Annotated in this window: 14 protein-coding genes and 1 pseudogene; 3 read left to right on the top strand and 12 right to left on the bottom strand. The window is 69.2% G+C overall.

The features are described 5' to 3' along the window. Nucleotides 1-91: 91 nt before the first annotated feature. The 3 genes from BKA22_RS05045 to BKA22_RS05035 form a co-directional block, all read right to left on the bottom strand. Nucleotides 92-589: a hypothetical protein gene (locus BKA22_RS05045; RefSeq protein WP_146952439.1), complete on the bottom strand. Its 498-nt coding sequence runs from the start codon at nt 587-589 to the stop codon at nt 92-94. Further along, the gene (locus tag BKA22_RS05040; RefSeq protein ID WP_146952438.1) at nt 586-1,188 is read right to left on the bottom strand and encodes a hypothetical protein; all 603 of its coding nucleotides are present in this window, start codon (nt 1,186-1,188) and stop codon (nt 586-588) included. The genes BKA22_RS05045 and BKA22_RS05040 overlap by 4 nt, the downstream gene beginning before the upstream one ends. 112 nt (nt 1,189-1,300) lie before the next feature. Next, entirely contained in the window at nt 1,301-1,534 is a 234-nt protein-coding gene (locus BKA22_RS05035; protein ID WP_146952437.1) for a DUF7455 domain-containing protein, read from the bottom strand. 197 nt (nt 1,535-1,731) lie between these two features. On the opposite strand from BKA22_RS05035, the gene BKA22_RS05030 reads away from it, so the two are divergent. Beyond that, complete coding sequence (locus BKA22_RS05030; RefSeq protein ID WP_146952436.1) at nt 1,732-2,427, top strand: hypothetical protein; 696 nt, start codon at nt 1,732-1,734, stop codon at nt 2,425-2,427. Between the two features lie 144 nt (nt 2,428-2,571). Here the strand turns inward: BKA22_RS05030 and BKA22_RS05025 are convergent, their stop codons facing one another. After that, nucleotides 2,572-3,582, bottom strand: coding sequence for a hypothetical protein (locus BKA22_RS05025; RefSeq protein ID WP_146952435.1), 1,011 nt, complete (start codon nt 3,580-3,582; stop codon nt 2,572-2,574). A 294-nt stretch (nt 3,583-3,876) separates the two neighbouring features. Between BKA22_RS05025 and BKA22_RS05020 the strand changes: the two are divergent. Continuing rightward, nucleotides 3,877-4,272: pseudogene (locus tag BKA22_RS05020) on the top strand (ATP-binding protein); the annotation flags it as partial. 513 nt (nt 4,273-4,785) lie between these two features. Beyond that, nucleotides 4,786-5,865 carry a type IV secretory system conjugative DNA transfer family protein gene (locus tag BKA22_RS05015; protein WP_223203515.1) on the top strand — a complete coding sequence of 360 codons (1,080 nt, stop codon included), beginning with the start codon at nt 4,786-4,788 and terminating at the stop codon, nt 5,863-5,865. Nucleotides 5,866-5,935: 70 nt separating this feature from the next. Here BKA22_RS05015 and BKA22_RS05010 read toward each other — a convergent pair. The 8 genes from BKA22_RS05010 to BKA22_RS04975 form a co-directional block, all read right to left on the bottom strand. After that, nucleotides 5,936-7,125 (bottom strand): IS3 family transposase gene (locus BKA22_RS05010; protein WP_146954895.1). Its coding sequence is split into 2 segments (ribosomal slippage): nt 5,936-6,844 and nt 6,847-7,125, totalling 1,188 coding nucleotides; the frame shifts between segments, so codons are not numbered across the junction. Between the two features lie 30 nt (nt 7,126-7,155). Further along, nucleotides 7,156-7,362 carry a hypothetical protein gene (locus tag BKA22_RS05005; protein WP_179561645.1) on the bottom strand — a complete coding sequence of 69 codons (207 nt, stop codon included), beginning with the start codon at nt 7,360-7,362 and terminating at the stop codon, nt 7,156-7,158. Between the two features lie 313 nt (nt 7,363-7,675). Further along, entirely contained in the window at nt 7,676-8,680 is a 1,005-nt protein-coding gene (locus tag BKA22_RS05000) for an ImmA/IrrE family metallo-endopeptidase (protein ID WP_146954868.1), read from the bottom strand. Then, nucleotides 8,677-9,414 (bottom strand): helix-turn-helix domain-containing protein, encoded by a 738-nt coding sequence (locus BKA22_RS04995; RefSeq protein WP_146954869.1) that lies wholly within the window; start codon nt 9,412-9,414, stop codon nt 8,677-8,679. Before BKA22_RS04995 ends, BKA22_RS05000 begins: the two co-directional genes overlap by 4 nt. After that, complete coding sequence (locus BKA22_RS04990; protein ID WP_179561644.1) at nt 9,407-9,997, bottom strand: sigma-70 family RNA polymerase sigma factor; 591 nt, start codon at nt 9,995-9,997, stop codon at nt 9,407-9,409. The genes BKA22_RS04995 and BKA22_RS04990 overlap by 8 nt, the downstream gene beginning before the upstream one ends. Before the next feature lie 17 nt (nt 9,998-10,014). Beyond that, nucleotides 10,015-11,649, bottom strand: a complete 1,635-nt coding sequence (locus BKA22_RS04985; protein ID WP_146954871.1) for a hypothetical protein — start codon at nt 11,647-11,649, stop codon at nt 10,015-10,017. Next, entirely contained in the window at nt 11,646-12,143 is a 498-nt protein-coding gene (locus tag BKA22_RS04980; RefSeq protein ID WP_146954872.1) for a hypothetical protein, read from the bottom strand. Before BKA22_RS04980 ends, BKA22_RS04985 begins: the two co-directional genes overlap by 4 nt. Before the next feature lie 16 nt (nt 12,144-12,159). Continuing rightward, nucleotides 12,160-12,579, bottom strand: a complete 420-nt coding sequence (locus tag BKA22_RS04975) for a hypothetical protein (protein ID WP_146954873.1) — start codon at nt 12,577-12,579, stop codon at nt 12,160-12,162. Nucleotides 12,580-12,584: the final 5 nt, after the last annotated feature.

Below are 12,584 nucleotides of genomic sequence, written 5' to 3'. Positions count from 1 at the left end.
GCGGTGGCGAACGGGTGAACCGGCAGGCCGTCCGGGCCTGCCGCCGGAGAGTTCGTCGGGTTCGGCCACCCGCGTCCGGTTTGGCGGCGCCTCACCCTGCGCGGGCTTCGCCCGACCGGCACCCCGCACCCCTGTTCTCGCGCTCCCACCGCGTGATGCGTCGCCGCGCAGCGAGCACGACCAGGGCGCACGCGATGACCGCCACGACGTCGCTCGCGTCGGGCTGGACGACGACCGGTACCGGCGAGTCCGCGCCGGCGACCAGCACGTCGACCGGGTAGCGGAGCAGGCCCACGGTGCCCGAGTAGAGCGCCCGGGCCACGGCCGAGAGCTTGACCGCCGCGAAGGCGACGGCCGTGACCCCGGCGGCGGCCCGTGCGGACCGCACGGAGGGTGCTCGCCGCAGAAGCACCTCATAGCCCGTAAGCAGCAAGAACGGGAAGAATGCCAGTCCGGCGACGTCCGACAGCTTCCCGGTCACCCAGCCCGGCGCGGCCGCCTTGAGCACGTGATCGTTGAGCAGCAGGACGGCGAGGCTCACGAGGGCGACGTGGTGCAGCAGGAGGTCTCCACGGACCGGGGCGGTCACGATGTCGTCTCGGGCGAGGTTGCGTCGGGTGTCGGTCGGGCCTCGTCCAAGGACAGCTCGCTGAGGGTCGCATCGCCCAAGGCGCCCAGGTGCAACGACACCGGAGCCACGAGGTCGATCGGCAGCTGGAACTGGACTCGGGCGTAGGACCGAGACTGTTCGCCGCCTTCCGACGTCGCGGGGAAACGTTCCCGGGTGGTGACCTCTCGCGGCGACCAGGAGCGTCCGAGTCCGTCCTCCACGGTCAGTGTCCGCAACGTCTCCTCCGGGATCGGGCCCAGCTGGTCGTAGCCGAGCATGAAGTCGACAGCGACGGGGACCCCTGCGTCATCGGCGGTCAGGCAGGATGGCGCACTGACCTGTCCCTGGACGATGTCGTACCCGCTGACGGCGAACTCCGAGGGCGACGTCCCCCGCACCATGTCCCAGTCGGAGTCCTGCTGTCCGTAGAAGTCGCTCACGACGCCGTCCGGCGGCGGATCGGGGCACTCCGCGACGGCCGGCGTCGTCGCGATCGCAGCACCCGCCCCCACGACGAGCACGACCGCCACGCCCGCGCGCCGCAGCCGGGTGGGCCATCCCTGCGCGTTCGTCGACATGCCCGCACGCTAGGGCGGCTTCAGCGCACGGGGGGCGCGGGTTGCCGTTTCGTCACCAGGCTGATGCGGGCCCGATGCGGGCGGTCATCCGCTCGGGCGCATGCTGCCGGGCCTAGCTCTCGGGCGAGTGCTCGTCGATGCGGTGGCGCTCGTCCTGGATCGTGGCACCGGCGGCGACGAGCTTGAGCTCGTGGGCCCGGAAGTGGTGCCCGCAGAAGAGCAGCTCCATGTCGTCGGCCGTGTGGATCGTCGCCTTGACGAACGCCTGCGCGCCGCAGCGGTCGCAGCGGTCCTGCCGTGTGAGCCCGGCGGTGGTCGTGGGGGCGTCGAAGGTCGTGGCGGTCATGGCGGACACCTCGTCTCGTTGGAGGGAGTGCCCGTCGAAGGATCAGGCACCACGTGCTGCCCTTCCGAACCACCGCAGGTCGGTCGACCATTCCGCGCCTGTGTTCGCCCAGCGGGGAACGCCCACCGGCCCGACCCGCACGCCGACGCTTCCCGGTTCCGGCCCGGACGCGGAGCGGACGGCGTAGCGTCCCGGGAGTGAGCACGAGCGACGCCGGATCCGCGGCGAAGGCCGGTGCCGTGGCGCTGCTTGCGACGGCAATCCTGGCCGCGTGCGCGCCCGCACCCTCGCCCACCGACGCCGACGACAGCACGTCACCCCCGTCCTGGACCGCTCCGCCACCGGGGGAGCCGTCGTCGAGCCTGACGTTCGCCGACGGCGCCGCGCTCGCCGCGGATCAGGAGGTGCTGTTCCACGACACCCTGGAGGAGGTCTGGGACTGGTCCGCGCAACCGGGTCAGACCTCCGCACCCGAGCCGTCGCCCGGCGTCACGGCGACGCGCGCTCTGGAGAACTCCGGCAACGGCTGCACGGTGCTCGATGAGCTCGGCCCGGCGCAGGCGACTCCCGGGACTGACGACGAGACCGCCTCGATCGCGCTGGTCACCGACCGTCTCCGGCAGCTCGACACCGTGGCCGGCCCGGCGCTCGCCGTGCGCGGCCTGGATGAGCCCTTGGGTGAGGCGGGACCCACCTACGACGTCGCCCGCGCGGTCGGTCGTGACCCTGCCGACGGGACGTGGGTGATGGTCAGCGCCCGGGTCCTCGCCTCGCCCGGTGTGCAGCAGGTGGTGACGATCAGGTGCCCCACCGGCGGCGGGGTCGATCAGACCGACGGGCAGCTGGCGATGGTCGCCTACCTCGTGCTGCCCGGCCTCGAGGGGTACCCCTGACGGTTCGGCCCTGCCTCGAGCGGGAGGGCCCGCCGAGCAGCGCGTCGTGTCCGAGCAGATCACCGTTGCGTGGAACGCTCAGGAGCGCTTGCCCGACGGGGCACGGTCGGACAACCCATCTGCGCTCCCGAGAGCCGGCGGCGCCTAGGGCAGCCGGTCGGTCGCCCACACCGGTGGTACCGCGCCGGCTTCGTACGCCTCGACCTCGGCGATTCGCTCGGTCAGCTGAACCAGCGTCACGTCGGCCGAGGTCGCGATGCCCTCGGAGACCGTGAAGATCACGCGCACCGCAGGCGTTGGCGTGGAAGGCAATCGGATCAGCACCACCTGAACCGGGCGCTCGTCTTGTGGTAACCAGATCGCAAAGGGTCCGCATCCGCGGAAACGCCAGCCGCGAGGGGCGAGTTGCTCATGGATGGCCAACGCGGGTTCGAGGATCGATGCGACGTTCCGCAGCGGGAACGCCCACCCGGTCTGGTCTTCGGGTGACTTGAAGTGGGGAAGGACCCGATTCGCCTCGCTGGCCCAGAAGGTCGCTTGGCGACCATCGGGCATTGTCACGTTGAGCGTGCTCGGCGCGTTCTTGATCCAGCGAGCTGGCCTTGCTGGCAGTGTCGCCACCGCCCCAGCGAACTCGCCCTCGAGCAGCGTGAACTGGTGCCCGTCATCGAGCAGTCTCTCGTGACGCCAACCGTCGAACCACTCGGGGAAGCGATCGTCCGCGTCGGGCCGTCGCACCAACCAACTGGACCACCAGAAGTCCGCGACCAGCCACCCGGGCAGCCGACCTCCACGCTCGTGGTGCTCGATCTCGTCGAGGTGGTCGTACACGCGCTGAACGCCAAGTAGCCGCACTTGACGCTCACCGTTGAGCGACAGGGACACGTGATCCGGGTCCTGCACGTGGACGACTGCGACCAGCTGCTGGTCCCGTTCCCACGTGAGCAACTGCTGCTTCAGCATCTGCCAACCACGAGCGAGCAGGAACAAGCAGAGAATCCCGCTGGGCGAGCTTGGATCGCCGATCGCGTCACGAACGAGGGCATCCTCAGCGCGGCGCCTGCGTGCTTCGGCGTCCTGTTGGGCACGTGCTGCCATCTCGCTCTCGATCGACTCGAGCTGTGTCGAGATGGCGGCCAAGCTGCTGGCGACCATGTCGGTCGGCGGCGCGGTGGCAGGCGTCGTCGAACGGGCTTCGGCATCGACGTCTGCGTCCGCTGGGGCGCCAAGCTGAGGTTCCGTTCCTCGGGGCAGCGGAGTGGCCCGCGGCGCAGTCTTGCGTCGGAATGGCCACACGACGCAAGTCTGCCCGAAGGGCCCGAATCGGCCACTTCTCGTCACAGTAGGTCTCAGGGCATCGCCGCTCGCAGGTGCTCCAGGATCACTACCTGGCGCGTCGGTGCGGTTCGACCATCGCCGCCGACGTGCTCCCGGCTCCACGGGAGTCGAGAGGCGTGGCGGGTCATGCGGCACCCGGCGCTGATCCGGCGGATGCAGGCCCAGTGGAAGCTCTCGCGTGCGTACGGGATCGCCAACCTCAAGGTGATCCATCGGCTGTCCGACCTCGACGCCATCGGCGACCTCGGCTCGGAGGTCCGCGCCCTGGCCCAGGGCCTGCTCGCCGACTGCTCGACGCGCATCGTCTACCGCCAGGAGGCCGACCAGCTCGCCGGGTCCGCCCTGGCGCTCGGGCTGACCGAGACCGAGACGGAGCTGCTGCCGACCCTCGGCGTCGGGCAAGGGCTGTGGCGCATCCGCGATCGGGCGTTCGTCACCCAGCACCAGCTGACGCGCGGTGAGCTCGAGGTGTTCGACACCGGGGCGCGGATGGCGGGGCGGCCGTGAGCGTTGGCGTGGGACGCGAGCCTGGGAGCCGCGTGGCGCCGTCGGGGTCGCTGACGGATGTCGCCTTCGGTGCTCTGGCTGCGCTCGTCGGTGCGGCTGGGGTGCTGTGGGTAGGCGCTGCGGCGGGCGGCCGTCGTGACTGGGCGCGAGGCGCCGCATGCCTGGTTGTCCGGCTCACTCGCCGTCGTTCGCGAGCCGTCCGATCCGAGCGCCGCGTGGGGGACGCCGATGCCCGGGCCGGTCGCCTAATGGGCGGTGACAGGTGTCGTGGTTGCGGCGGTGGCGGCCGTGGGGATCGCACTCGTTCGATGGTCCCGCGGGGATGCGCGACGTCGTCGCGCCGCCCCGCGCAACCTCCCGGGCACCGCGACCAGAAGCGAGGTGCTGGAAGCCGCCAGGCCGCGGACTGTCACCCGCCGCGCACGCCATGCGCGGCCGTCCCTGCCTCGCCCGCACCCTCGCGAGGTCGGCTACCTGCTCGGCCGGTCACACGGCGCGCAGGCGTGGGCGTCGGTGGAGGACTCGATCCTCGTCGTCGGGCCGCCGCGGTCGGGCAAGGGGCACGTGGTCATCCCGATGCTCTTCGACGCCCCGGGCGCCGTCGTCACGACGTCGACCCGGCCGGACAACCTCGCCGCCACCTACGCGGCGAGGCGAGAGATCGGGCCGGTCGCAGTCTTTGATCCGCAGGCCCTCGCAGCTGGTGTGCCCGACGGATTCCGGTGGTCGCCGGTGCGCGGGTGCGACGTCCCGCAGATCGCGATGATCCGCGCCCGAGGCCTGGCCGCCGGGACCGGGATCTCACGGGGCACCAGCGGCGGCGACTTCTGGCAGGCGCAGACCGAGACGGTCCTGCGCGCGCTGCTGCACGCTGCTGCCCTCGACGGCCGGGCCGTGCGGGACCTCTACCGGTGGTCGCTCGACCCGGCGGCGGTCACCGAGGCCATCACCATCCTGGGGCGACCCTCGGCGGCGCTGGGCTGGGACAAAGCGCTCGAGCAGGCCGCGAACTCCGGCCCCCGCACCCGCGACTCCATCTGGCTCGGTGTCCGGCAGGCGCTGTTCGCGCTGGCTGACCCTCGGGTGCTGGACGCGGTCTCGCCGCGGGAGGGCGAGGAGTTCGACCCCGCGGCGTTCCTGCGCGACCGCGGGACGCTGTACGTGCTGGGAACCGCATCCGGGGCCGGCGCCGCGGCGCCGATCGTTGCGGCGCTCGTCGAGGACATGGTGGAAACGGCCCGACGGATCGCAGCGGCGTCGCCCGGTGCGCGGCTCGACCCGCCGCTGCTCCTCGCCCTGGACGAGATCGGCAACCTCGCGCCGCTGCCGCCGCTGCCGGCGTGCCGTGGCCCAAGCGCAGAAGCGGTTGATGCGGACTGCAGCCTCGGGGATCACATGCGCGACCCTCACCCCTCGGTCCCGCCCGAGGCCCGGACTCGCCGACAAGCCGAGGCTGAGGACCGAGCGCAGCTCCGATCGGTTCTCAGCCGGGTTGTGTGGTCGACGATGCCCGCTCGAGGACAGTGCGTGTCGGAGCGCACACGGCGTCCGTGGGGTCGTTCGGGAGTAGGGGTTCGAAGCCGAGCGATCTGAAGAACGAGAACCGTCCGCTCGGGTCGCTGGGTCTGCCCCCGGTCTGGTTGACACTCGGGGTTTGCGGTAGTCAGGCCGCGTCTGCGGCCGTGTAGATCATCTCAAACTCGACGGGCGTGAGTTTGCCGAGGGCGCGTTGGCGGCGTCGGCGGTTGTACTTGGTCTCGATCCAGGTCACGATCGCCAGGCGCAGGTCGTCGCGGGTGTGCCAGCGGCGGGTGTTCAGGACGTTCTTCTGCAGCAGGGAGAAGAAGCTCTCCATGCTCGCGTTGTCGCCCGCGCCGTAGGAGCGGCCCATCGACCCGACCAGGCCGTTGTTCGCCAGCAGCCGCTGGGTCGCCTTGGCACGGAACTGGCCGCCTCGGTCCGAATGACACACCGTGCCGGCCGGTGAGCGCAGCGCGATCGCGTTGCGCATCGCCGCCCGCGCGAGGGACGACTTCATGCGCGAGTCGATGGAGTACCCGACGATCTTGTTCGAGTAGACGTCCTTGATCGCGCAGATGTAGAGCTTGCCCTCGGCGGTGGGGTGCTCGGAGATGTCCCACAGCCACACCTGGTTCGGGGCGTGCGCGACGAACTCGTGACGGACCACGCCGTGCTCGTCGACCACCGCGAGCAGGTCGTCGTGCGGCGCGGGGCCGGCCGTCGCGGGCTTGGACCGCTTCTTGTGGTGGCTGGCGGTGATGCCGGCGATCCGGCACAACCGGTGCACCCGGTTCTCCCCGACGCTGATCTTGTGCTCGTCGGCCAGCTCGTCGGTGATGAACCGGTAGCCGAGTGTCGCGTCGTCGCCATGGATCTCGTAGATCGCGGCAAGGACGTGCGCGTCGTCCCAGTCCCGGTCGCAGACCGGGTTCTTGAGCCACTTGTAGTACCCCTGGGTCGACAGGCCCAGGACCCGGCACGCCACCGCGACCGGCACCCTGATGCGGGCGCCGGCCGCGGCCATCTCACGGACGAGCGGGAAGACTATTTTCCCGGCAGACCCGCCTGCGCGAGGTAGGCGGCCGCGCGGCGCAGGACCTCGTTCTCCTGCTCCAGCACCCGGATCCGCTTGCGCGCCTCACGCAGCTCGGCGCGCTCGGCCTGGGTCGGCCCGGACCGTCGGCCGTCCTCGACGTCGGCCTGCTTCATCCAGTTCGACAACGACCCTTCGGAGATACCGAAGTCCTTCGCGATCTGCGTCAGCGGCACCTGCCCCTTGCGGGCCACGGCCACGACGTCGTCGCGGAACTCCTTGGGATACGGCTTTGCCACGGGGACATCCTTCCAGCGAGGACCAGATCCTCACAGGTCAGGTGTCAACCAAACTCGGGGCAGACCCATGTAGCCGATCACTTGGCTTCCAGAGCGGGCGACGACCGTCGGCCGGGTGGGCCCACGCCGCTCGCGGGCCGCCCATGCGCGCTGCGCATAGCTGCGACCTCGCTCCTCGAGCAGATCGGCCAGCGAGTCGGCGTCCGCACGGCGGTCGTACCACTCGAACGTCACCATGCCGCCGAAGGTAGTCGACCGGAGCAGGACCGACGTGACTCCATCCCTGACCGCGCGCACGGCTGTCTCTCGACCCGGAGTCGGATGTGGCGGCGCGAAGTCGCTCCAGCGGCCCACAACTCCGCAGTCATGCAGGTGCGCGGGCGCCGTCCTCCCCTCTGCGTTGGATAGGGGAGGAGGCGTGCGGTGGACCGAAGCGATGCGGTGATTCAGCAGCCCTTCGCGTTTGAGGTGTCGGAGGGCGGTACGCGATGGGGCCAGCGTGATCACGGGTTTAGCTTGCGCCCGCCACGTTGGACGTCTCGAGAGGACTTCACCGGCAGCCGCTGCAAATCCCACCGACGAGATCGACGGCCGGAGTGAGGCAGAAGCAGGAACCGCACAGCTCCTGCATCCGCGCGCGTCGCTGGCAGTCGCAGTCGCCGCACTCAGGGCAGTAGAGGTGTCCGCATTCAGGGCACGGCCAACCGGTGACTGGGCCGCGGAAGCCGCACCTGCACCGGATCTCTCTTCGTAGCGCGTTAGACTTCGTCGGAGGTGCTTGCCCACCGTGGAACCGGTCGACCCCCCATAGGTCGTTGATGCTGAATACGGCGTAGATCCGCTTCTCGGTCGCCACCGCACTGACGTAGTAGTCTTGGCGGCGATCCCACCGGTCAAGCCAGTAGGACCTAGTTGTCGTCGCCGCGCCGGCGGCGAGTCTCAGCAACGGGTGGCCAGCGGGAACATTGGTCCCTCGCCACGGGTATACCTGCAGTTCATCGCCACATAGCGCGGAGTGAGCGACTATCTCGGTGGCACGATCGATGATTGCTACAGCGCCGGATGAAAGGCGTGTCGCCAGTGCGATGGCGCAGGCCGGCCCACTAGCTGAAGAGACAGTCACAAGAGTCTTGAGGTCCATGGCGGTCAGAGGCCCAATGCCGACGATGTCGTCGAGCATCTCCTCAGGGACAACGAGTGCCGACGCGATCTCGTCACAGAGGCGTTCGACCTCCCTCTCGGGGTTGTCGCGGTCCGCGAGCCAAACGAGGGCGCTGTCGTCGTCTTCGACCAGGATGTGACCCACCTCGTGGAGCAGAGTGAAGTTCTGCCGGTTCGATCCGGGAGTGGGGGCGTAGATGACGGTGTTGTGCTCGGCGAAGGAGAGCCCGTCACACCAGCCGCCGGCGCCTCGCTTGGAGGTCAAGGCAGCTTCAGCAACCACGGTGTAACCCAGGCTTTCGATCCCAGCGATCGGGTTACCTGCGATGAGTGCTCGCTTGTCGGCGGCGATGTTGGCGACTATCCGCCGGGCGTGAGTGTGACGAGTGCTCATCCCGAAACCCCGAATCCGGGCAGGTTCTTGAAGTGCTTGAGGACGGCCAGGAGCGCCTCGGGGGACGCCGAGGTTGCGTTCCGCCTACCAGCGGTGGCGAGCAGGCGCTTCGACTGCTCGGCGAGCTTCTCGGCTGGGATACTGGCCTCGCGTGCCCACTCGTCTAGGAACGCAGCAATTGCCGCGTCGTCGAAGAGTGTGTCGATGGTGGGCGCGTCCAAGGTGCCGGTCGCCAGAAGCGCCTCGGAGGAAACGTCCAGCTCCTCTGCCACCGCGTTGATCGTCGCTGGCGGTGGGCTGACTCTGCCCCGTTCCCAGGCTGACACGGTCTTGATTGTTGCGTCCCAACCACGTCGATTGAGGCGTTCTGCCAGTTGGGCGATGTCGAGGCCGGCGGCCCTGCGGGCAGCCGCAAGCTGCTGGCCGTCGAGACGCACAGCAGGGTCCTCAACGAGTCCGAGCATCAAGGCAATCGGATCGTCGGGGCGGACTTCGACCAGCCCACGGCTGTGGACGTCGATGTCGCTGTCGCGCCCTTCGACGTGGAGGTCCGCGATCGCATCTGCAAGCGCTGGCAGCCAGTCGGTCACGGCTGCAAGCAGTTCCTGGTCTTCCTCGGGGAGGCTAGCGATGTCGTGTGGCCTGCCTGCGGCAATGTCGAGAAGCGCGCGGGTGAACCCGTCGGCTGGCTCCATGGTTCCGGCGTCGGCTCCACCGGTTTGTTGGTCACTCATCTTTCGTCACCTCCTTGAGGAGCTTCCTGAGGATGGTCTTCTTGCGCTGGCCGACTGCCTGTCCGCTGGTGCCGATGCGGTCGCCGATCTGCTTGTCGGTCGCCCCCTTCCAGAAGGTGAGCCAAATGATCAGGAGCTCGCTCTCGTCGAGGGTCGCGAGAGCTGACTTCAGGCGCGCGACTTGCCATCTGGTCGAGTGCTGCTGAGCTATTGCGTCGCCCAGCGGGTCCAAGTCGACGATCCGCTCCAGTTCCGGATCGCCCTGCGGGAAGTGCTCGCGCTCCCTCTTCTCCCGACGGACGATGTCCACGCAGCTGTTGCGGACGGCTCGGCGCAGGTACGGGCCCCAGTCCTCGCCCTTGTCGGTGAGTTCCCCAGCCTTGGCGCTCTCCGTGAGCCGGAGCATGACATCCATCACCGCGTTCTCGGCGGCGTCCGGTCGCTTCCCCTCGAAGAACCTGGCTGCGACCTTCGCGAGACTCTCGTGATGCCGCCGGTACTGGGCAGCGACGTCCGTAGGGGTGCAGATGCGCGCACCTGCTGCGGGACCGCGCGGCTCCTCCTCGGCCTGAGCATCCGTCACCATTGAAGTATCGACGACTAGCCCGACGTAGTCGGCAGAAACGACACCGAGTCACGCGGCGGGGTTGCAGGCTCGGTCTCGGCTGCGCTGTACATCGCGCGGTACCAGCGGCGACGTACTCCGGAGTGGCACACGCAGGTCCCGGTGCCGTCGAGCGGCACGCTGCGCACGAGGCCGGCGGGCAGTCCTCCTGCGTCCAAGTCGACGCGGCGACTCAAGGTCGGCAGACCCAACATGTCCTTGACGAGTTCGGCGGCGATCAAGGTGCCGGCGAGCCAGGAGACCTGTGGGGCGGCAACAGCGACGACGTCGGCTCCGGGTCCAGCCGAATTCCCTTGCGGACGGAACTCTGCCTCGGCGTAGGCCTGTCGAACGAGGTCACTGAGTGGCGCACCCATGAGCGCTTCCCGCCGCTGCTCGGGAACCCGTCCAGCAGCGATGGCCATGTCGACGTCCGAGGCGTCTAGTGCAGCACCTTCCAGCAGCAGGGCCAGGACTCGCGACACCGGGATTCCCGTGACCTCGGCGAACACCCCCGCCTGGGTCAGTGGGGGGTCAGCGCGCACGAAGTCGCAGAACGGGCAGGCGAACCCGTCGGCGAACCGCTCCCACTGCACGTGGAGCTCTGTACCAGAGACGCCGGCCGACAGCGTGCGCTCGCCCAGCACGTCAGCAACGTCGAGCCGGCCTGGGATGGTGTCGACGCTCGAGACCAAGACACCGCGCCAACCAGGATCGGCCTTGGTGCTGTTCCAGCTGCCCACGTCGGCCACGACCGCCTCGGCTGCGAGGCCGAGCACCTTAAGCCGCTCGACGACACCTCGCGCCTTGTGGTCGGACTCGCCGCCGAGGAGCGCCGGGTACCGGTACGGATTGCGTCCGGGATCGAAGGCGTCCCTGTCGACAGCCGTGATCTCAAGGGACGGGCTCGCCTGAAGGGTTCGGTTCAGCATGGGTGAGCACGCGGTGGCCAGTAGCGCCAGCGCGCTCGTGCCGACCGACCCCACGCCGAGGAAGCCGACTCGCAGGGGCCGACCGGGGACGGGGGGGAACTGCTCGGGGGTGTTGCGGTCGATCGTGTGCAAACCATGGTCGACGAGGTTGGTCTCGATCCGCCCGGACGTGCCTGCCTGGTCTGTGAGGGCCACTCCGGGGAAGCCCAGCTCCCGGAGGACCATGATCAGCACCTGACTTACCGCCAGGCATGCAGCGGCGTGCACTCCAAGGGCGTGAGCGTTGCCGTTCTCAAGGTTGACGGGAGCGAGGCCAAGGAGGACGTTCCAGTCACCACCGCCTACGTAGAGGTCATAGCCTTCCTGCGCGATACCGAAGCCGACCTTGATCTGCTGGGTGGGGGCGGTAGTCGATGTCGCTCGGACCTCCTTGAGCCGCTCCAGCAGATTGTCCCAGGACTCGGCCTGCCACCAGTTGACCGGAAGATCTCCGGCGCAGTCGATCCTCACGTGGGGGACCAGGCGGGCGATCATGGCCACGAATGCTGCGATGGCCACACGCGCGGGAGCGTCGGCGTCCGGGCTAGCCGCGACGACGACCTCGGTCTCGTCGAGCCGGGCGAGGACCGCCCCGGCGGACTCCGGCCAGTCGCTGGATGCCGGAGCGCCGAGCAACCGGAGACGGGGGTCGGCGTTCATGACAAGGGCTCCGCGACGACCCACCGATTTCGCCTCGGGCCCGCCGGCAGCTCGACCCAGCCGCCGGCGTGGAAGAGGAACACCGCGCAGGCGTCGAGCCCGTGACGAAGGCCGAGTCCGAAGAACGGCACGACGACCGACAAGCCGCCCTCGTACGAGATGATCGGGTTGGCGTCATCGGCCGAGGAGTGAAACGCGTCCCCCGGGTGGGAGTGGATGCGGGCCACGAAGATCTCCTCGGGGCCAAGGGCCAGAGCGAGATCCATCTGCCCCTCGCGAGGCACCTCGACGTTGACGTGCCCATGCGCGTCGCGGTGAGCAAGCTGTCGCGGGACGACTAGCTCAAGAACGTCGCCCGCCTTAATCATCGCAGTGCCCTCGAGCCCGAAGGCGCCACGCTCCTCGAAGAACTTCGCTGCCTCGTTGAGGACGCTGGAGGTCAGCACGAGAGGCGGCGCCGCGTGGCTGCCGGAGCGGCCCTGCTGGGTCGTCACCCGGGAGGTGGAGTGGCTAGGCATGTACGCCTGCCTTTCGGAGCAGGGAATCGAGCAGGGAGTCAAGGCGCATGCTGAAGCGGTGGGAGTCCCAGCGCTCAGCAAAGTGGCTCTCGTGGGCGTAGTAGCCGCGAGTGCCGCTCACACAGACGAACGGGACGTTGAGGCTGGGATGGATCCCGAGGGCGAAGCCGGGGATCCACTGCTCCAGGGCCAGTACCTCGCCCTCGTCGTCAACCAGCGCAACGTCGAAGGGCTCCGAGTCGTACCGGGCTCCGTCGAGGAGCAGCTTCCAGACGCCGTCAGGGCGCTTCACGGTGATCAGCACGTTGGTGCCAACCCGGCGGAGGTCGCCGGCGTCCTGGCCCAACTTGATGCGGGCCTGTCGGACCTCCTCGTCCAGGAGGTCCGACAGAACGGCCGGGTGCAGAGCCACGGTGC

It is taken from the genome of Cellulomonas soli (assembly GCF_013409305.1).
Lineage (GTDB): Bacteria > Actinomycetota > Actinomycetes > Actinomycetales > Cellulomonadaceae > Cellulomonas > Cellulomonas soli.
This window is presented reverse-complemented; position numbering and strand designations above follow the sequence as displayed.